General features: G+C 37.9%; 21 protein-coding genes. 17 read left to right on the plus strand and 4 right to left on the minus strand.

The window, feature by feature from the left end; all coding sequences use genetic code 11:
* Positions 1 to 30 precede the first annotated feature (30 nt).
* Positions 31 to 666 (plus strand): C40 family peptidase, encoded by a 636-nt coding sequence (locus NQZ71_RS11665; RefSeq protein WP_317010662.1) that lies wholly within the window; start codon positions 31 to 33, stop codon positions 664 to 666.
* Positions 667 to 697: 31 nt separating this feature from the next.
* Here NQZ71_RS11665 and NQZ71_RS11670 read toward each other — a convergent pair whose 3' ends face one another.
* The gene (locus NQZ71_RS11670; RefSeq protein ID WP_317010663.1) at positions 698 to 1,714 is read right to left on the minus strand and encodes a Gfo/Idh/MocA family protein; all 1,017 of its coding nucleotides are present in this window, start codon (positions 1,712 to 1,714) and stop codon (positions 698 to 700) included.
* Between the two features lie 168 nt (positions 1,715 to 1,882).
* Between NQZ71_RS11670 and NQZ71_RS11675 the strand changes: the two genes are divergently transcribed.
* The 4 genes from NQZ71_RS11675 (at position 1,883) to NQZ71_RS11690 (ending at position 4,549) form a co-directional block, all read left to right on the plus strand.
* Positions 1,883 to 2,209: a hypothetical protein gene (locus NQZ71_RS11675; RefSeq protein ID WP_144455770.1), complete on the plus strand. Its 327-nt coding sequence runs from the start codon at positions 1,883 to 1,885 to the stop codon at positions 2,207 to 2,209.
* 191 nt (positions 2,210 to 2,400) lie between these two features.
* Complete coding sequence (locus tag NQZ71_RS11680) at positions 2,401 to 2,949, plus strand: GNAT family N-acetyltransferase (protein ID WP_144455772.1); 549 nt, start codon at positions 2,401 to 2,403, stop codon at positions 2,947 to 2,949.
* Between the two features lie 27 nt (positions 2,950 to 2,976).
* Positions 2,977 to 3,411, plus strand: coding sequence for an NUDIX domain-containing protein (locus NQZ71_RS11685; protein WP_317010664.1), 435 nt, complete (start codon positions 2,977 to 2,979; stop codon positions 3,409 to 3,411).
* Positions 3,412 to 3,568: 157 nt separating this feature from the next.
* Positions 3,569 to 4,549 (plus strand): DUF3231 family protein, encoded by a 981-nt coding sequence (locus NQZ71_RS11690; RefSeq protein ID WP_317010665.1) that lies wholly within the window; start codon positions 3,569 to 3,571, stop codon positions 4,547 to 4,549.
* Between the two features lie 266 nt (positions 4,550 to 4,815).
* Here NQZ71_RS11690 and NQZ71_RS11695 read toward each other — a convergent pair whose 3' ends face one another.
* Complete coding sequence (locus NQZ71_RS11695; RefSeq protein ID WP_144455778.1) at positions 4,816 to 5,325, minus strand: hypothetical protein; 510 nt, start codon at positions 5,323 to 5,325, stop codon at positions 4,816 to 4,818.
* Between the two features lie 186 nt (positions 5,326 to 5,511).
* Here NQZ71_RS11695 and NQZ71_RS11700 point away from each other — a divergent pair, with 186 nt between their 5' ends.
* The 4 genes from NQZ71_RS11700 (at position 5,512) to NQZ71_RS11715 (ending at position 8,377) form a co-directional block, all read left to right on the plus strand.
* A complete protein-coding gene (locus tag NQZ71_RS11700; RefSeq protein WP_317010666.1) occupies positions 5,512 to 6,153 on the plus strand; it encodes a DUF4272 domain-containing protein in 642 nt (213 codons plus the stop codon).
* A 187-nt stretch (positions 6,154 to 6,340) separates the two neighbouring features.
* Complete coding sequence (locus NQZ71_RS11705; RefSeq protein WP_260053885.1) at positions 6,341 to 7,219, plus strand: DMT family transporter; 879 nt, start codon at positions 6,341 to 6,343, stop codon at positions 7,217 to 7,219.
* A 542-nt stretch (positions 7,220 to 7,761) separates the two neighbouring features.
* Positions 7,762 to 7,899, plus strand: coding sequence for a hypothetical protein (locus NQZ71_RS11710; protein ID WP_186304087.1), 138 nt, complete (start codon positions 7,762 to 7,764; stop codon positions 7,897 to 7,899).
* 151 nt (positions 7,900 to 8,050) lie between these two features.
* A complete protein-coding gene (locus tag NQZ71_RS11715) occupies positions 8,051 to 8,377 on the plus strand; it encodes a YnfA family protein (protein ID WP_317010667.1) in 327 nt (108 codons plus the stop codon).
* Between the two features lie 46 nt (positions 8,378 to 8,423).
* On the opposite strand, the gene NQZ71_RS11720 is transcribed toward NQZ71_RS11715, so the two are convergent.
* Complete coding sequence (locus NQZ71_RS11720) at positions 8,424 to 9,341, minus strand: aldo/keto reductase (protein ID WP_317010668.1); 918 nt, start codon at positions 9,339 to 9,341, stop codon at positions 8,424 to 8,426.
* 259 nt (positions 9,342 to 9,600) lie between these two features.
* Between NQZ71_RS11720 and NQZ71_RS11725 the strand changes: the two genes are divergently transcribed.
* The 8 genes from NQZ71_RS11725 to NQZ71_RS11760 all read left to right on the plus strand — a co-directional run bounded on the left by NQZ71_RS11725 (position 9,601) and on the right by NQZ71_RS11760 (position 18,289).
* On the plus strand, positions 9,601 to 10,746 hold the full coding sequence (locus tag NQZ71_RS11725) for a glycosyltransferase (protein WP_317010669.1): 1,146 nt from the start codon (positions 9,601 to 9,603) through the stop codon (positions 10,744 to 10,746).
* A gap of 110 nt (positions 10,747 to 10,856) precedes the next feature.
* Positions 10,857 to 11,153 (plus strand): antibiotic biosynthesis monooxygenase family protein, encoded by a 297-nt coding sequence (locus NQZ71_RS11730; RefSeq protein ID WP_317010670.1) that lies wholly within the window; start codon positions 10,857 to 10,859, stop codon positions 11,151 to 11,153.
* Positions 11,154 to 11,418: 265 nt separating this feature from the next.
* Complete coding sequence (locus NQZ71_RS11735) at positions 11,419 to 12,012, plus strand: cell wall hydrolase (protein WP_317010671.1); 594 nt, start codon at positions 11,419 to 11,421, stop codon at positions 12,010 to 12,012.
* 169 nt (positions 12,013 to 12,181) lie between these two features.
* Positions 12,182 to 13,954, plus strand: coding sequence for a helix-turn-helix domain-containing protein (locus tag NQZ71_RS11740; RefSeq protein WP_317010672.1), 1,773 nt, complete (start codon positions 12,182 to 12,184; stop codon positions 13,952 to 13,954).
* Positions 13,955 to 14,103: 149 nt separating this feature from the next.
* Positions 14,104 to 15,408 carry a Zn-dependent hydrolase gene (locus NQZ71_RS11745; RefSeq protein WP_317010673.1) on the plus strand — a complete coding sequence of 435 codons (1,305 nt, stop codon included), beginning with the start codon at positions 14,104 to 14,106 and terminating at the stop codon, positions 15,406 to 15,408.
* 15 nt (positions 15,409 to 15,423) lie between these two features.
* Positions 15,424 to 16,608, plus strand: coding sequence for a M20 family metallopeptidase (locus NQZ71_RS11750; protein WP_317010674.1), 1,185 nt, complete (start codon positions 15,424 to 15,426; stop codon positions 16,606 to 16,608).
* 17 nt (positions 16,609 to 16,625) lie between these two features.
* Positions 16,626 to 16,820, plus strand: coding sequence for a DUF3311 domain-containing protein (locus tag NQZ71_RS11755; protein WP_144455797.1), 195 nt, complete (start codon positions 16,626 to 16,628; stop codon positions 16,818 to 16,820).
* Entirely contained in the window at positions 16,817 to 18,289 is a 1,473-nt protein-coding gene (locus NQZ71_RS11760; protein ID WP_144455799.1) for a sodium:solute symporter family protein, read from the plus strand. The genes NQZ71_RS11755 and NQZ71_RS11760 overlap by 4 nt, the downstream gene beginning before the upstream one ends.
* Before the next feature lie 352 nt (positions 18,290 to 18,641).
* Here the strand turns inward: NQZ71_RS11760 and NQZ71_RS11765 are convergent, their stop codons facing one another.
* Positions 18,642 to 18,962, minus strand: coding sequence for a hypothetical protein (locus NQZ71_RS11765; protein ID WP_260053877.1), 321 nt, complete (start codon positions 18,960 to 18,962; stop codon positions 18,642 to 18,644).
* Positions 18,963 to 19,033: the final 71 nt, after the last annotated feature.

The raw sequence follows: 19,033 nt of genomic DNA on the forward strand, positions 1-19,033 counted from the left end.
TTATGGTCTCTCTACCAATGGAGGAAAAAAATGAATAGTATTTTATATAGTGATTTGGAAAAAAAGTTAAAAACTGGCGACATTGTTTTATTTAGCGGCCACTACCAAATAAGTAAACTTGTAGAAAAGCTGGAGCATAGTAAATGGTCTCATGTAGGAATGGTTGTTAGACCTGATCCAAATGGAGAAGTATATTTCTTTGAATCTACTGCTTTAATAAATCTAGAAGATGTGATGGAGCATGATAACAAAACCGGTCCAAAGCTTGTTAAACTGATAGATCGTCTTAAAACATACGGAGCAGATCTTGTTCCATATATTCCACCAGTTTATGCGGTTCGCCGATTCCTTAAAGACACTATTAACGAGGAAGAGCTATTTGATTATATTAAAAAGGTGCATGGCATACCGAATCCAGGTCAATGGAAAATGATTGAAGAAGTTATTGAAGGAAGGATCTTTTCTATTCCGTCAAAAAGCAATGATTACACATGCAGCAAGCTGATTGGCGAAACATTAGAAACGCTTGGATTCTATCACCCGAAAAAGCCTCTTAACGGGTTAATGCCGATGGATTTTTCTACTGACAGTTATATTAAACAGCTAACCTCATTATGGGATAAGGAAATTATTATTAATCTTGTCCAACAAGAAGTTATAAGCTGATAAAAAAAGCTGGCGGATGATACCGCCAGCTTTAAAAATGAATTTTTTCTCCTTTTTTGGAGCTCTCGACAGCTCCAAAAACCATCATCATGCTTTTTAAATTATCCCTGCAGTCCGTTTCTGCGTTTCTATTTGCTTCTATTGATGCAAACATTTCATCAAGGCAGCCCCAATGACCTTCTTGACCGTTCCAGCTTCCTTCAAAAACTTGTTTTTTGACTGGATAAATAAAACTATTCTCATCAGAAGAATCTTTTCTTTCTGCATATGGGGTATTTATACCATCCCATGCACCGCTACCTAAGCTTCCAGTTGCACGCCAGTCTGATTCCCATGAGGTGTTGAGACCTTCTGCACACCAAGAACCGTTATACGTAAATACAGAGCCGTCATCCATTTCAAAAATACAAATGGCTGATGCATTGCCTTTATACCAGGAGCCTGGTGGATTGTATTCATGGCAATAGACGGACACTGGATTTGCTTGAAGAAGAAATCGTGCTTGGTCAAATGTATGTATGGCCATATCGACAATTAATGGGTTATCCATCATGTCCCGAAAACCGCCAAAATGAGGACCAAGGAAAAAGCTAGCATGAAGGGAGCCAATCTTTCCGATTACTCCGGATTGAAGCAGCTCCTGATAGGCTCGTATTTGTTTGTTAAACCGTCTATTCTGCATGACCGTGTATCTTTTACCTGATAGTTCGGACGCTAGAACCAAATCTTTCGCTGCATCGAGCGTTTCTGCCATCGGTTTTTCACCAAATACATGACAGTTAAGCTTTAATGCAGCAGATACAATCATTGGATGTGCTGCAGGAATGGTGATATCAAACACTAGATTCGCACCAGTATTTTTTATAGCCTCTGTTAAATCTGAAAACACAGGCACATTCAGCGTGAACTTTTCAGCTAATGCTGCAGCAGTTTCTGTTTGTAAATCAACGAGCCCTACAATTTCAGCATTTTTTCGCTGTAAGGCATATTCAATCCAAGTATGAGACATTCCTCCACAGCCAGCAACGACAATTTTATGGTTAACCAAGCGCAACACCTGCACTTTCATAAGGTTATTAAAGCGTTTACATATATTGAGTATAACGAATTCCTGCCCTTCTGGGAACAGGAATATTGGAGTAAAAACACAAAAAATTATCCATAGAAAATAGCATAAGGGCAATACTATAGAAAGAAAAAGGCAAGGAGGCTGACTATGCCAAAGAAAACAGAAGCTGAACCAGATGTGACAGCAGAAAAAGAATCGAATGTTGTTCCGCTTAATAAAGAAAGCAGTAAGGATCAAATAGCTGAGTTGAATCGAATGCTGGCAGCTGTTATGAATTATATTTCGGACGATGAAGTGGAAGAAATAGATGTTACATATTTACTTCAAAACACAGAAGGTCTCAAAGAATGGTGGGATGAATATAAGGAAAGCAACAGGAAGGATGTAGAAGAAGAAATAAAAAAATCATTGAATAAGCTTTCCTTAAAGGAGCTTGAACAAATCCGTGAACAAATAAAGGAGAAACAAGAGTAAGGCTGTCTTTTTAGGGCAGCTTCCATCTTTGTAAAGAAATTGGAAAATGTATTGTAGCCATTTCACTTGATTGTTAAAATAGGAAAATAAGATATTTATGTTAAAAACCAACTAACAAATAAAGAACAGACTCTGCTCACAGGAGTCTTTTTTTGCTTTGTAACATAATAAAAAAACAGGGAGAGTTGCTGATGAAAGTAAATACAGAGGGAATGCAATTCCAAAACAAAAACGAAACGTTTTACATAAGAACAGCTAAAGAAAAAGATGCTCAAAGCCTATCAGCCCTAAGGCTGCAAATTGATGGAGAAACCGAAAATCTGGACAGGGTAAAAGGCGAAGGCTACTTAGACGAGCAAGCATTCATAAAGGTGATTGCGCGTGATTCCAATGCTAAAAACAACCTATTTTTAGTAGTAGAATCAAAAGGAAAGCTTGTTGGCTTTTCAAGATGCGAAGGCAGCGATTTTAAGCGCATATCTCATAAAGCTGAATTTGGTGTTTGTGTTTTGAAGGAATATTGGGGATACGGAATCGGCAGTATGCTCCTTAAAAACTCCATCGATTGGGCGGAACGCATAGGCTTAAAGAAGCTTTCCTTACATGTTCTTGAGTTAAATCAAAATGCGATTCGTTTGTATAAAAAACATGGCTTTGAAGTAGAGGGTATATTAAAAAACGATAAACTGCTAGCGGATGGCTGTTATTACAATACGATTGTCATGGCAAGACATACTTAAATTCAATATGGAAAGGCTGAGAGCGGATTGAATGAAGTATTTGGTGAAAAAGTAACGAATAGCCATTATTGCTACCGAAAAGGCGTATATGCAGTAACTTTGTTAGAAGGTAAGGTGATGACAGTGTTAAACTCTCATGGTCATTATTTTTTGCCTGGAGGAGGAGTGGAAGTGGGTGAATCTAATCTAGATTGTCTAGCAAGAGAAGTGCTTGAAGAAACCGGATATACACTAGAAAAAGCAAAATACATAGGTAATGCAAGCAACTACTTTACATCCCTTAAAAATAACCCAATTTATAATGATGGCTATTTTTACTTAACATCGATTGGGGAATGTGTGCAAAATCCGATGGAAACCGAATATAGTATGGAATGGGTGGATGTGAAAAAAAGTCTGTCCCTGTTGATTCATGCACACCATGTATGGGCAGTTAAAAAAGCGGCACTAAAAAATTTGTAGTAATATGAGCACCGGTTTGTCTATTGTTTTATAGTATCTAGTAGATAAACAAATCATCCCTCTTTCTTATAATGAAAAAAATGGTATAGAATTGTTTTTGCCACAAATACTAATGATACCGAAAAAATTTTCAGTGTTTTGAAGGAGCATGAAACAGATGAATAGTGATAAATTAACCTCTGTAGAATTTGGTGCATTATGGACAACCTATCATAAAAAAACAATGATACTACGAATTTTAGAGCATCTAATTCAACATGCAGAAGATCATAAAGCGAAAACATTAATGAGTGGCTTATATGAAAAGCTTGAAAAGAAAGTTAGGGAAATGGAAGGAATCATGGAGAAGGCAGGAGCAGCTAAACCATCCGGCTTTACAAAGGAGGACTTTCATGAGAATGCGCCTGCATTGTTTACAAATGGTTTTGATATTATGTTCTGCCGAATTTTAAAGGAAATAAGCATGGGGATGTATGTCCTTCATACGACCATTTCTTACCGAGCAGAAATTATTAACTTTTATCGAGAACTGACGGAAATTACTCATTTATATTACCACCATTTTACAGATTATTTACTTAAGAATGGTTTTTCTAAGCTGCCGACGACAATAAAGCTGCCGAACTCCATTGATTTCATCACAGATACTTCTTATATGAAAGGAACCAACCTTCTTGGCCAAAAAAGGCAATTAAATACGGTCGAATATGGACTCCTTTATCATTCTGTGGAAACAAATCTTTTCGGCATGCAGCTGATGAAGGCATTCGCACAATGCTCGAAGGATAAAGAGGCAAAGCAATATTTCACAAAGGGACAGCAGATTTCAGAGGAAATATTGCAAGGGACGGAGAAAATACTTTTAGAGAACAATATTCCCTCTCCAACAATGCCGGGAGGTGTGCTGACTTCCTCGGTTGATGCCCCTTTTTCAGAAAGGCTAATGCTATACTGTACATATCTGTTGGGAGGATTCAGCATTGGCGGACAAGGATTCAGCTCGGCTTTTACATTGCGAAATGATATTATTGCTAAATCCGCCATTTTTGCAAAAGATGCCTTTGAATATACATTAGAAGGAGCTAAGCTAATGATGGAAAAAGGCTGGATGGAGGAACCTCCAAAAATGGATATTTAACAACTGAAGGACAGCTTTGGTCCTTTTGTGACAAAATAGTAAAGGCTATCTTCCATAACGAGAAGATAGCCTTTTATTATGTACTTGTCAGTGAGACTCGAAAGAATTAATCTGTAACAATTGATGATTGCTCTTAGTCATGAGGACTCTTTTAAAACGCCCAGTCATACTATACCTCTATCACCATTTTTTGTACATCTATTGTCGGCAGGAGGATAACTGGATTTATGTATTGGTCTATAAGATTGGAATAGAATTTGTACCTGTTATGATCTTAATGGTATTTTAAACACAAATAATAAAAAGATAATGATTAATACAGACAGAAAATAAGATAGGAAGGGACGTTTATGATGCAAGCGAAGCATCACGTACATAGTACTGTAAAAAGGAATCTCCATCCATACCTCATAGCCGTTTATCAATTCAATCCGCTTAAAATACAAAAAGACCGATTCTACTAAAAATGAGCATATGATCCATTTAAGAATATATTTGCTTTGGATGACATTGTTTCCTTCAAAAGGGTAGTTCGCCAAGTAAAGCAGTGCTAAGGCAGGCAAATTTACGAAGCTGTGCAGTATGTCCACTAAAATGGGATAATGATGAAAAATATCAGGCGTATATCTCCATAATGGTTTACTATGACAAAGAAGATTATATAGTAAATCACAAATAATTATGTACATCACAGTAAGATGATAGGTATGGATTTTTTTCCAATCCTTCCTGAAATAACATACTAATATCAGAGTTATGGAAAGTAGAAGATGCATTTTTTTCCTCCTATCACCTTAAACAAGCAGGCATTAATCTTATGTACACGTATATATAGTTTGTTGTTATTTACAGTTATTATTCATAGCCATGGATAACCGCTTTTTTTCTGTTGGAAAAGGAAAATGGAACCTGCATGTTGAAATAAAAAAGAAGGAAAAAATGTTTTATAAGGTTGTGATAAAATGACGAGTCAAATGCTGCGTAAATCGCGGTCAGAAAAGGAACTAATGCGTATAAATGTGCCGATAAACGAACACTTACCATATGTAGAGGCTGAGAGAGATGTACTTATCCGTTCTAAGGTGGAGATTATTAACCGAATAATTCCTTTAGCGATAACTGCTGCTAAAGCACTCGAAGCACCTGATGAGTATTTGGAAGAAGCAGTTGAGGAATTTCAAGCTAACAATCTTTTTTCGTATGAAGAACGTCAATTTATGGAGTCTGCGACCACAAATGAACAGGACAAAATAAATTATTCATGGAAATTAGAAAGTATATGGGTCCTTTTATGGTCTGTAGGTCTTGTCCCAGAATTAAATTCCCCTGATAACACTTGTGATGTTGATCTGTTGTTTGATGTTGTTCTGAACAGCTCGAAGGATGACCTAATAAACAAAGCTGCTGTTAAACAAAAAAGCATTATTCTCGATGAATTAGACTTTATCTATCGTGCTCATTGGTCAGTCCGAAATGCCCAGCTGCACGGTACAGACATTCCAGCTGCATTAGATGAAGGTGTTGTATATGAAAGGCATTATGCCTTTAATTGGCTTGTTCACTATATGGATCAGGAATGGGAAGAAATAAGTACGGATACATAGTCATTTATCCAGTTGGCGGTATGTCAGCTGGATTTTTACGCTAATAATGGTCTAAAGCGAGTGAATAAAGCTGCTTATCCAGCAGTTTTTGGTATGTTAACAAATGATGAAAGAACCATCCTTCTGTTCATTCATAAAATAATACTAGCCATTAAGAAGAGAATAATTAAATACAGGAGGTTAACAATTGCTGAAAGGATATATGTATAATATTGCCTCCATATTGATGATGGGTATCGGGCCGCTAATTGCTAAGTTTGGTCTTCAAACAATATCTGCGAGCACTGCCGCTTTCATCAATGCATGCACAATAATTATCGCCTGTTATATTTGGGGACTCGTGCTAAAGCGCCCTGTTAGATTTTATGTGTCAAAGGATATGACCATTTTATCTTGCTGTAATGTAATGGGTGTATTACTTATGTATGTTAGTTTAAGTTTACTTTCTCCTGTTCAAATCGGTTTTTTAGGAAGATTTTATACAGTTTTTGCTGTTCTGTTATCGTTCTTTATGTTAAAAGAAAAAATTTCGAAAATCGAGTGGCTGCTTGTTCTGGTTGCAGTTAGTGGCACATTTATGTTTATTGCACCAAGGGACAGTGGCAGCCTATCCATAATCGGAATCATTTGTGCAATAATGTATACCTTCTTTTTTGCATTAAGTAATGTATTAGTGAAACAACGGATGGAGAAGGGCGTTCATTCCAATTCGATTCTGTTCACAAATAGCATATGGACAGGGGCTTTACTTGGGATATATATGTTGATTTTCCCGTCAAGCTGGCATATAACGTCAAGCGGTGTTGCGTTTTCAACAATTGCTTCCCTTATGACAGGCTTCTTAGGAACATTGTTTTTGTATGAGGCATTGAAACGAATTAGATTTTCAATAGCAAATATTATGAGGGCATCAAGCCCAGTTTTGCTGGCAGTTGTATCTTTCCCGTTTTTCCCAGTTGAATTAACACCGTTGAACATCATTGGCGCAGGTATTCTTTTGGCATCGATTATGTTAATTGGAATTGTCGATTTTAAAGGGAAAAGAGTGGATAAAGGACTACAATAATGGAGAAAAACACATAAAAGAAGAAAACTTTAATTATTTTACTACATGCAACTTTGTAAGCGGTTCAATAAAGAAAGATTTAAGGTTATTTGTTCTAAACTGCTTACCTCTGGACATACCATTCTCTTATGCAAAAGAGCATCATACATTACAGCAACCTGTCGTTTTGAAACGATAGCAGCATATGTTGAAAAATTATTAGAGGAAAAACCGCACTCGCTATAAAAAAATGTAATGTATTTGCTGATCCTTACTCTCCACATTACAGACAAGATAATGCGGAAACAGCACAGAATTTGTTGCTAGACCTTATACACGACAGAGGATGATACGTTTATCGTCCTAAAGAATTAAATGATTGTTGATTCTGGACGATATAAAGGGAGATAAGAGTAAAATGCCTATTATGATTCTTATCACTATTGTATTTTAGCCTTAAAAGGACGGGGACTACCGCTTCTTTTAAGGCTTTTTATTTAGCTCCTATTACATAAAATTTCTGCCAAAGCAAAAAATACAGAAAGAATAAAGGAGGTATAGCAATGAGTAAACAAGAAGATACAACAAGTGAAGGCTTAAATCAGATTTTTGAAATTATTAATGCAAAGGGCGATATTGGTGAAATTAAGCAAATATTAAAGAACCCTTTAAATGAAGATACAGACGACCAAAATGAATAAGTAGTATCAAGCCCACATTTTATTGAGAATGTGGGTTTTTTATTGAAGTTAGGTCTGTTTTCCATCATAATTTTTAATGGGAGACACTGTGAGAATGTATAAATTAGTTTGATAGTAACAAAAATTAAATTGTTTTAGGAGTTATCTCTATATGGTTTATTCTATTATGATGTTTATAATTGCAGGGCTTGCTGAAATAGGTGGCGGCTATCTTATTTGGATATGGTTAAGAGAGGGAAAACCGCTTCATTTCGGAATATTTGGTGCTATTGCTTTAGTGCTGTATGGCGTAGTAGCAACTTTTCAAACTTTTCCTTCTTTCGGCAAGGTTTATGCAGCCTACGGGGGCGTATTTATTATTTTGTCTGTGCTTTGGGGTTGGGGCATCGATAAAAAAACGCCTGATTTATATGATTGGATAGGTGCAGGAGTATGTTTAATTGGTGCAGGTATTATCTTATTTGTTCCCAGATCCTAATTAGTAATAAAAATGGCAGCTTCTGTATAGGAAGCTGCCATTTTTATTATGGAAGGATATTCCCTGCTGCGCGGAAAATGTCATACCATTCTTGTCTTGATAAATGAATGTCGCTTGCTTTAACGCAGTCCTTCAATCTTGTTTCATTCATTGTGCCGATGACTGGCTGCATTTTTGCAGGATGGCGTAATAGCCATGCGATTGCAATTGTTGTGTTGCTGACACTGTATTTATCGGCGATTTCATTGATTTTTTGGTTCAATTCAGGGAATTTCTCATTATCCAAGAATACTCCTTCAAAGAATCCATATTGGAATGGAGACCAAGGCTGAATTGTTATGTCATGAAGTCTGCAAAAATCAAGAATTCCTCCGTCACGATTAACTGCCGCATCATTCTCCATATTCACATTAAAGCCACTAGAAATCATGGTGGAATTAGTAATGCTCAATTGAAGCTGGTTTGCAACAATCGGTTGTTTGACAAACTTTTGTAATAGCTGAATTTGCATAGGGTTTTGATTAGACACACCGAAATGGCGGACTTTCCCTGAACTTTCAAGAATGTCAAAAGCCTCAGCTACTTCCTCTGGTTCAACAAGTGTATCAGGGCGATGCAATAGGAGGATATCAAGATAGTCTGTGTTCAATCTTTTTAAGCTGTTGTCCACAGATTCAAGAATATGCTCTTTTGAAAAATCAAACATTCCTTTGCGAATTCCGCATTTTGATTGCAAGATAATGTTTTCACGAACTTCTGCATTCATATGTATTGCTTCAGCAAAAATTTCCTCACAGCTTCCTGCACCGTATATATCGGCATGGTCGAAAAAGTTTGCTCCTTGTTCTAAAGCAGTTTGTACAAAATGCTCTGCCTCTTTCTTATCAAGTGAGTTAATACGCATACAGCCAACCGAAACGACTGGAACTTCTAAGCTGCTTGCTCCTAGCTTCATGGTTCTCATGATTTTTCCCCCTTTATGGTTGTCCTAAAAAATTCATCTAGGTTTTTAGCTTGCTAGATGTGTAAGAATTGGCAATAGTGCCTCATAAGCCTAAATTGAATTATAAATGAGAGCGATTTCACCGTCAACTTTCAAGATTTATTGGATAAGGAAAAATAGAAAACAGTTATAGAGATACTCGTCCTGCCAAAAATAAGCATAAATCATACTATATTTGTAACAGGTAGTGGATCGTACCGCAAGTAGAGGAGGAAATACCATGACGAATATAACACTTTGCATGATTGTCAAAAACGAATCCCGGATTATAGAAAGATGTCTTCAATCTGCCGCTCCCATCATTGATTCTTTATCGATTTGTGACACAGGCTCAACAGACGACACTGTTCAAATAATAGAAAACTGGGCGAGTGTTAATGGCAAGAACTGCACGGTGCATCATACTCCATTTCAGAATTTCGGATACAATAGAACGCTATCCGTGAAACTTGCCCAACAGACATATCCTGATTGTGATTATATCCTTTTACTCGATGCAGACATGATTTTGCAAGTGAAGGAAGGATTTACGAAAAAGGAATTATCAGCTGATCAATATTTAATAATGCAAATGAATAATGCTTTGAAATATTGGAATACGAGGTTAATTAGTGCAAGGAGACAGTGGGAATCTGTCGGTGTGACACATGAGTATTGGGAAATGAGAAGAGATGCCACTAACATAATCGAGATTGGAAAGCTGACATCTTTGTATATTTTAGACAAAGAAGATGGCGGAAGCAAACAGGATAAGTTCGAAAGAGACAAACGATTACTAGAGGCTGCAATTAATGATAATGAAAATGACAAGCATTTGAAACGGAGATATTTATTTTATTTAGCACAAACCTATTATGATTTGCAGGAATGGGACAATGCGATTGAAGCATATCAAAAGCGAATAAAGGAAGGTGGATGGGAGGAAGAAATCTACTATAGTATGCTTAAAATTGGTCTAGCATATGAACAGCTTTCCATGTATTTCCCAGCGGGAGAAAAAGCAGACCGTTTTTTGTCATTAGCTTTGCTTCATTTACAAAGAGCATGGGAATTTCGGCCTTCAAGAGGCGAAGCAATTTATCATCTCGCAAGAATTCATCGAGAAAATAAGAACCATCGTATTGCATACTTGTATGCAGCAGAAGGAAAAACGATTTCTTTTCCTGTCGATGACCTGCTGTTTGTAGATTTTCCTGTTCATGACTATTTGTTTGACTATGAGATAGCCATATCTGCTTATTATATAGAAGAAAAAAGAGAAATCGGCTTAGAGGCAATAAACAGCTTGCTGGAAAAGCAGGATAAACTTCCGGCATATATGCAAATATGGTTAAACGAAACAAATAATTTTTATCATTCCTATTAAAAAGACACCGACTTACCTGCAGTGTCTTTTTCTTAATTAAGAAAAACACAGCAGGAATCTTACAACCTGTGTAGAAAAGAATTACATCAGTATAGATGGGAGGAACAAGCATGATTTTAGAAGCTGCTATGCTTCAAGTAAGGGAAGGAATGGAGCAAAAATTTGAACAGGCCTTTATGGATGCGTCCCGAATTATTGCCAGCATGGAGGGCTATATCGATCATGAATTACAAAGCTGTATGGAGGCTAAGGGTAAATATTTGTTGCTGGTCAGGTGGAAAGAGCTTGAGGATCATACGATTGGCTTCAGACAGTCTGCAGAATATGAACAATGGAAAAAGCTGCTTCATCACTTTTATGACCCATTTCCGACAGTAGAGCATTTTACAAAGGTTTATCCTCGATAATTAATAGACTTAAATAAACTATTAGTTAAATAAAGGCGCTAATCACGCAATACTTCTGCAATAATCCTGTAACAAAGTGAGAAAAAAGCAGTTTTTGAGGTTTTTTTATTGGTAATGCCTTCCTAACTCAACAAAACAGAAACTTATGCAGCAAGCATTTATGATGTTAGCTTGCTAATAGTTAAAATTTGGTGCATGTCTAACTATATTACATCTGTTAATCTACTAGAGTATTAAAAACGTAGTCTTAGGAGGCTAATCATCTATGAAAAACTTAAAAAAACTTCTTGTTGTTTCAACAATTGCCCTATCTCTATTCGGGTTTAATACACAATCAAAGGCTGCATCTAATCATGTAGTGAAAAGCGGCGAAACGTATTGGATTATTGCAAAAAATTTCGGTGTTTCAGCAAACAGCATAAAAAGCGCGAATAAAGCAACAAGCAATATGCTTTATACTGGACAGACTCTTACTATTCCAGCTTCTACTATTTCCGCAGCGGATAAGGAATTAATGGCACGTCTTGTTTCAGCAGAGGCGAAAGGCGAACCTTATGCAGGTAAAGTGGCAGTTGCAACAGTTATTTTGAACAGACTGGATAATGCTGATTTTCCTGACACTATTAAAGCAGTTATCTATCAGAAGGATAGTGGGTATTATGCCTTTACTCCAGTGCAAAACGGTACTATTAACAATGCTGCAGACGCAGGATCGAAAAAAGCCGTAACAGAAGCAATTGCATCACGAGGTTTAAGTAAAGGTTCTTTATACTTCTATAATCCTAAAACATCAACAAGTGACTGGATTCTTTCTCGTAAAGTGACAACGAAAATCGGTAACCACACTTTTGCTAAATAATAAAAGGTGAGCATCACTTCATTTACGGAGTGGTGTTTTTTTTGTTCTATTTTGTTAGGATTTGCTAAACCGAAAAGGCTATACATCGATTTTCACTATTTATTGTGTGAATATTTTGTTGTATTCTACAATATATAGACTGAATTAGTGCTGGCTGGAGGAATCATCATTGAATAAAGATAAACAACTTATGAGTTTGATTAATGCTGCTCAAGCACTTACCTCTACATTGGATTTAGATGAAGTACTGCAGCAATTAATAAATGAGACATTAAATGTAATAGATGGAGCCGATGCGATTCTGCTGTTTGTGTATGACAAGCGTTCAGGCAAACTTGCGGCAAAAAACGGGGTTGGTGTCGAGCTTTCCTATTTGCAGGAAATTAAATTACATCCTGGTGAAGGGATGACAGGTAAAACCTTTTTGAGTCAAAAAGGGCAAATATTTAGTCATGTTCAAGAAACAGAGAGAGGCATGGAAAATATTAGAGGAGATAATAAAAGTCTGTTTCAAAAGGCAGTTGGGGCCTTTCGTTATCATCCTGTCAGCACAATTTGTGCTCCCCTTCTGTCCAAAGACGAATGTATTGGCGTATTGACAATTGACAGTTTTTCAGAGGACGTTCATTTCACAGAGCATCATTTGCTTTTGTTAGAAACTTTTGCCGCTCAAGCAAGCATCGCGATCGAAAATGCGAAGTTTTTTGCTGATACAGAACGCTCCAAAAAGATTCATGCAGAGCTTGCAACAGCGTCCATTAGCCAAAAGGGATTAGAAGAGATAACTAGTACATTATCACAGCTGATTGAAGAAGAGGTGTGTGTGTACAATGAGTTTTTTGACATTCTTTCTGCCTCGTCTCCATACTCTGAGGAATTAGGTGCTTCTAAAAAGGCGAAAATTATTACCTTATTTAAGGAAGATATGCCAAAAGACGGGAGCTTGTATTGCCAAGAAGAAAAGTTAACGCTCATACCAATAAAAACAGATGCAAGGATTATTATCGGACTGCTAGCTATATTTAGCGAGGGTTCAGATAATCTTGATACATTGGATTTACTGGCAATCGACCTTGCCAACAATATATTTGCACGAGAAATTATCGGTCAGGAAAGGCTGCTTTCTGATTACTATAAATATGAAGGCTATTTATTAGATCAGCTTTTGAGCCAGAGATTTGATTTCTTTTCTGGTCCGCAAAAAAACATTATTGGTCTGTCAGACAACTACCGGTATTTATGCATTAATATTCAAATTCCGAACCAGCTGCTTGAATTTGAAGAGCTGAACGTAAAGAAACAGCATTTCCACCGATTGTTATTCCGAGAGATAAAAAAACTGAATTATAAAGTGCTCGTATCGGAAAAAAATATGGAATACGATGTGCTTGTGATGATTCACGACCGAAAAACGGAGGAGGAAATCATCGAAATTTTCTACAGCTTCTTTAAAGATTTGAAAGCAAAGCTTTCTGATTTAATACATTTTGAATTTCATGTCGGTGTTGGAAGAGTATTTATGCAGATAAGTGAAATTCAAAGCTCTCATCGGGAAGCAAAAATTTGCTCTGATTATATAAAAGCGAATGGCAAGGATTTAATTATTCTTTCCTATAAATCGCTTGGTATTTACCGTTTATTTATTAAACAAGAGCAAGAAGAGCTTCACGGGTATGTGAATAGCACAATCGGCCTGTTAATTGATTATGACAGGACACACAGCACAGATTTGCTGTCAACGTTAACGGTTTATATGGAGAATAAACAGAATATGACACTGACAGCAAAACAATGTTTTGTCCATTTAAATACTATTAAATACAGATTGCAAAACGTGAAGGAAATCTTGGGACTTAAAAGCCTGGAGGGCAAGGAAATGTTTGAGCTTCAGCTTGCTATTTATTTGTATGAATACGTAAAAAAAGGGATTGGAAGACAATAAACAAATGTCGAAAATCATCAGATTGAATCGACGCACTATCCAAACCAGACAAAAATGCTAGCGTTATTTTGTCTGGTTTGGATATGTTTAAAATTATCTAACTATTCTAGAATTTCTAAATAATGATACAAATTATGAGGGGGTACAACATGGAAGCTTCAACAGCTAGAAGATTGGATGAGCTTCTTTTATCCGACTATGATCATTCCCATGACCATGGAGGAGTAATTGGAGCAAGGCTGGCACAAAGACTATATGAATTGTCCAGAATTGGCCTTACAGAGGAAAACGGCTCGTATCGAATCGGATTCTCTGCAGAGGAACAACAAGCAAAGCTGCTTGTGGCAAAATGGATGACAGAAGCAGGTCTTGATGTCACACAGGATGGTGCAGGCAATATTATCGGTAGATTAGCCGGGAAACAAGCGGATTTGCCCGTAATTCTTTCTGGTTCTCATGTAGATAGTGTGCCAAATGGAGGTCATTTTGATGGACCGTTAGGCGTACTCGCCGCACTGGAGGTTGCCGAAAGCTGGAAGGAAACAAACCATCAGCCTGAGCATCCATTTGAAGTGATCATCTTTACAGATGAAGAGGGTGCACGATTTAATGGTGGTTTGACGGGAAGCAGAGCAATGGCTGGTAGCATAGAAGCAGAAAAACAGCTTGGTCTTGTAGACATCAATGGAGCAAGCTTTCAACAAGTAATCGAGAATATTGGTTTGTCTGTACCTTCCTTCTTTGCTGCTAAAAGAGACTTGTCAAAAATCAAAGCATATGTCGAGGTCCATATTGAGCAAGGCAAACGGCTGGAAAAAGAGAACCTGCCTGTTGGAATTGTCTCTGGGATTGCTGGTCCGAGCTGGCTGAGAATTACGTTGGCTGGTGCTGCAGGACATGCTGGCAATACACCGATGGATGACAGACACGACGCTTTAGTGGCTGCAGGCGAATTAATTGCCGCAATTCCTCATTTGCCACCAAGTGTAAGCCCCACTGCTGTAGCGACAGTCGGGAAGCTCCAAGTACATCCAAACGGTGTCAATGTTATTCCAGGAAAAGTCGAAATGTTTGTTGATATACGCGACATCTATGAAGACAAGGTAAGTGAGCTCGTTCAGCTAACAATTGACAAGGCTGAAGCTATTTCAGCTAAGTATGGAATTACTTTGTCTTATGAGCAAACCTTAAAGGTTTCGCCAATGCTTGTCCCAGATGTAATGAAGAACCTGCTTACAGTATCAATGGATGAGATGGGGATAAAGCCTCTCTATCTGCCAAGCGGTGCTGGCCATGATGCAATGGTTCTCGGCAGTCATCTACCTTCTGCGATGATATTTGCCCGCAGTAAAGATGGCATTAGTCATAATCCTGCGGAATGGACATCACTGGATGATTGTGTACAATCTGTTCACCTATTGAAAAAGATACTCGAAAAGCTAGATAAAAACTAAAAGGAGTGATACATAATGACAGCAACAACAAATTCTATACAAGCAATAATTGATGCCGTAAAAGACGAGGTAATTACATATAGACGCTACCTTCATCAAAATCCGGAGCTTAGCTTTGAAGAAGAAAAAACATCTCAATATATTTATGATCAGCTACAATCCTTTGGAAACATTGAGCTAACGAGACCAACAAAAACAAGCGTGGTTGGCCGTATTATCGGTGCAGCTCCTGGTAAAGTCGTAGCAATTCGAGCAGATATGGATGCCTTGCCAATTCAGGAAGAAAACGATGTAGAATATGCTTCAACAAACCCTGGTGTGATGCACGCATGCGGTCATGATGGTCATACTGCCATGCTGCTTGGTGCAGCAAAGGTTTTATCTACTCTTAAGGATCAATTACATGGTGAAATTCGCCTGTTATTCCAGCACGCAGAGGAGCTGTTTCCTGGAGGAGCGGAGGAAATGGTCCAAGCAGGTGTCATGGATGGCGTGGATACAGTAATTGGTGCTCATTTATGGTCACCGCTTGAAATAGGCAAGATTGGAATTGTATATGGACCGATGATGGCTTCACCAGATACTTTCTATCTTACTGTGAACGGCAAAGGCGGCCACGCGGCACTTCCGCATCAAACCGTTGATTCCATTGCAGTTGCCTCACAGGTAGTAACAAACCTGCAGCATATTGTTTCAAGAAACACAGATCCACTCGATAATCTTGTTCTGTCTGTCACTAAATTTATTGGCGGGACAACACATAATGTTATTCCTGGTTCTGTAGAAATTTGCGGGACTGTGCGCAGCTTCGACCCTGATTTACGCAAGGAAGTGCCAAAGCTTATGGAAAGAGTCATTAAAGGGATAACAGAAGCACACGGTGCAGCTTATGAATTTAACTATGAGTTCGGCTACAGACCTGTCATTAATGATGCTCGTGTCACAGAAGTACTCGAAGCAACCGTTGCAGAAGTGTACGGAGAGGAAGCAATTGACAAAATGAAGCCGAATATGGGTGGCGAAGACTTTTCTGCCTTCCAGCAAGTAACAGAAGGTTCCTTCTTTTATATTGGTGCCGGCAATCCAGAGAAGAATGCAGACTTCCCTCACCATCATGCCCGATTTGAGATTGACGAGGAGTCGCTTGAAAAGGGAGTTAACCTGTTTGTCTATAGTGCTATTAAACTACTAGAAGCTTAAATTGAGGGGTGAACATAATGATTAAAGTATTGGCTCTGCTTCCGTTTGTTTTTATGCTTGGAGGAGCATACGTATTTAACCAGGTTACACCATATGTGTTAGGAATGCCGTTTTTGCTGTTTTGGTGTGTGCTATGGACAGTACTAACATCTGTTATTATGGCAATTATTTATAAAATCGATCCAAAAAACAAAGAAGGTGAAACAGAATGAACGCAGCATTAGTCATCATTTTTGCCACAATGCTATTATCAATCTTTTTAGGAATACGTGCAAAAAAAGGAAAAGACATGGATCTGGAGCAATGGTCTGTTGGAGGAAGAGGCTTTGGATCTGTTCTAGTATTTGTATTGATGGCAGGAGAGATCTATACAACCTTTACCTTCCTTGGTGGGAGCGGCTGGGCTTATAGTAAAGGTGGACCAACGTATTATATTATTTCATACGGTGCACTTGCTTATATTATGTCTTACTTTTTACTTCCAAAAATCTGGCGTTATGCTAAGGATAACAGGCTCGTTTCTCAATCAGACTTTTTCGTCAGCAAATACAAAAGTCCTTATTTAGGAATTCTTGTGTCTCTTGTTGGATTTGTCGCAATGATTCCATACTTTGTTCTTCAATTAAAAGGACTTGGCATCATTGTATCAGAAGCATCCTATGGTCATATTTCACCAACAGTAGCAATCTGGATTGGCATTGTTGTTGTAACCGTTTATGTCATGGTATCAGGGATTCACGGATCTGCCTGGACAGCTGTTGCGAAGGATATCCTTATTCTTGGTGTTGTACTTTTCTTGGGAATTTATTTACCGCATCATTATTATGGCGGTATCCAGCCAATGTTTGAAGCAATTGATTCAGCGAAGGCAGGCTTTCTTTCCTTGCCAGATTCCGGACAAAGCTCTTCTTGGTTTGTAACAACTGTTTTACTAACTGCTTTAGGATTTTATATGTGGCCACATACATTCGGTTCTATTTATTCCTCACAAGGAGAAAAAGCGTTCCGAAAAAATGCTATATTCATGCCATTATATCAATTGGTTCTTTTATTCGTCTTTTTCGTAGGATTTGCAGCAATCCTGCAAGTACCAACATTAACTGGAGCAGACACAGATTTGGCATTGCTTCGCTTGTCCATTCAAACATTTGATCCATGGGTAGTAGGTATTATTGGAGCAGCTGGGATTTTAACTGCGCTTGTTCCTGGTTCGATGATTTTGATGGCAGCAGCAACACTCCTTGCAAAAAACGTCTACAAAGTATTAAAGCCAAGTGCAACAGACAAGCAGGTTACAAATATGGCACGTTATCTAGTTCCAGTCGTTGCATTGATTTCCGTATTTGTTACTTTCAAGGGCGGCGGAACATTAGTTGCCTTGCTTCTTATGGGCTATAGCTTAGTAACACAGCTATTCCCAACACTATTGTTCAGTTTAATGAAAAATAATTTCGTAACAAAAGCAGGTGCATTTGCCGGTATCTCAGCAGGTGTAGCAACGGTTGCGTTTGTGACGATTTCTGGCTCAACAGTCGGAACAATATTCCCATTCCTGCCACAAGCAATTCAGGATTTTAATGTGGGAATCATTGCATTAATTATCAACCTTGTAGTACTAACAGTAGTTTCGCTGCTAACAAGACCAGTGGAAGTATTGAAAACAAATTCTAAACAAGTATAAAGAAATAAGCAGGAGGGCTGTCCTCCTGCTTATTTTTAGTTTCTAAGCCTAAATAATAGTAACGTCTTTAAAGCATGAGGCTGCAGGTATTTACACGAGCGAATCTTGAGCGCTTCAACTGCTTAGTTACATCATTTTTCAGCAGGCTTATTAAGTCATTGGACAGATAATATTTTTTGCAACATATATAAATAAGTTTTAACTGCTTCTTCATAAATCTACTCATAGCGTTTCCTGCCTTGCTAAATACTCAAACTTATCTATTATTCCATTACCCTTCCGCCTAGCTGATATAAATTACGTTCATTGTTAAATAGAAAAAAGAGGTGAATAATCACCCCTTTTCCCTGGATTAACGTCCTTGTGGATATTGCTTATGCCATTCATCCCAGTGGCCATTTGGGTGATGATGACCCTTTTTCCAATAATTTTGTTGGAATGCGTTATGAGGGTCCTGCCAGTTTTGGTGTTGATAAGGCTGCTGGTAGCCTCCAAATGGATAATGATCATGATCATGGTAGTTGTGGTTCCAGTTGTCAAAGGACGGCTGCTGATAGCCTTGCCAGCCTCCGTATGGGTTGGAATGTGGAGATTGTTGCCAATTTCCGTATGGATTGTAGCTTTGTTGTCCTTGTCCCCAAGGCATATACGGCTGGAATGGTCCAAATTGCATGTAATTCACCTCTTTGTCAGACTCTTTATAAAGTATGCGTGTTCCTAGTTAGTGAGCATATCCTTATTTTG

The sequence above is a fragment of the Niallia taxi genome, from assembly GCF_032818155.1.
GTDB lineage: Bacteria > Bacillota > Bacilli > Bacillales > Cytobacillaceae > Niallia > Niallia taxi_A.

Excerpts from the sequence above, each read along its gene's own strand:
- NQZ71_RS11690 (WP_317010665.1), top strand. The coding sequence starts at position 3,569 with ATGAATAGTGATAAATTAACCTCTGTAGAATTTGGTGCATTATGGACA.
- NQZ71_RS11725 (WP_317010669.1), top strand. The coding sequence starts at position 9,601 with ATGACGAATATAACACTTTGCATGATTGTCAAAAACGAATCCCGGATT.
- NQZ71_RS11765 (WP_260053877.1), bottom strand. The coding sequence starts at position 18,962 with ATGCAATTTGGACCATTCCAGCCGTATATGCCTTGGGGACAAGGACAA.
- NQZ71_RS11730 (WP_317010670.1), top strand. The coding sequence starts at position 10,857 with ATGATTTTAGAAGCTGCTATGCTTCAAGTAAGGGAAGGAATGGAGCAA.
- NQZ71_RS11700 (WP_317010666.1), top strand. The coding sequence starts at position 5,512 with ATGACGAGTCAAATGCTGCGTAAATCGCGGTCAGAAAAGGAACTAATG.
- NQZ71_RS11760 (WP_144455799.1), top strand. The coding sequence starts at position 16,817 with ATGAACGCAGCATTAGTCATCATTTTTGCCACAATGCTATTATCAATC.
- NQZ71_RS11710 (WP_186304087.1), top strand. The coding sequence starts at position 7,762 with ATGAGTAAACAAGAAGATACAACAAGTGAAGGCTTAAATCAGATTTTT.
- NQZ71_RS11695 (WP_144455778.1), bottom strand. The coding sequence starts at position 5,325 with ATGCATCTTCTACTTTCCATAACTCTGATATTAGTATGTTATTTCAGG.
- NQZ71_RS11745 (WP_317010673.1), top strand. The coding sequence starts at position 14,104 with ATGGAAGCTTCAACAGCTAGAAGATTGGATGAGCTTCTTTTATCCGAC.
- NQZ71_RS11750 (WP_317010674.1), top strand. The coding sequence starts at position 15,424 with ATGACAGCAACAACAAATTCTATACAAGCAATAATTGATGCCGTAAAA.
- NQZ71_RS11720 (WP_317010668.1), bottom strand. The coding sequence starts at position 9,341 with ATGAGAACCATGAAGCTAGGAGCAAGCAGCTTAGAAGTTCCAGTCGTT.
- NQZ71_RS11675 (WP_144455770.1), top strand. The coding sequence starts at position 1,883 with ATGCCAAAGAAAACAGAAGCTGAACCAGATGTGACAGCAGAAAAAGAA.
- NQZ71_RS11735 (WP_317010671.1), top strand. The coding sequence starts at position 11,419 with ATGAAAAACTTAAAAAAACTTCTTGTTGTTTCAACAATTGCCCTATCT.
- NQZ71_RS11715 (WP_317010667.1), top strand. The coding sequence starts at position 8,051 with ATGGTTTATTCTATTATGATGTTTATAATTGCAGGGCTTGCTGAAATA.
- NQZ71_RS11680 (WP_144455772.1), top strand. The coding sequence starts at position 2,401 with ATGAAAGTAAATACAGAGGGAATGCAATTCCAAAACAAAAACGAAACG.
- NQZ71_RS11665 (WP_317010662.1), top strand. The coding sequence starts at position 31 with ATGAATAGTATTTTATATAGTGATTTGGAAAAAAAGTTAAAAACTGGC.
- NQZ71_RS11755 (WP_144455797.1), top strand. The coding sequence starts at position 16,626 with ATGATTAAAGTATTGGCTCTGCTTCCGTTTGTTTTTATGCTTGGAGGA.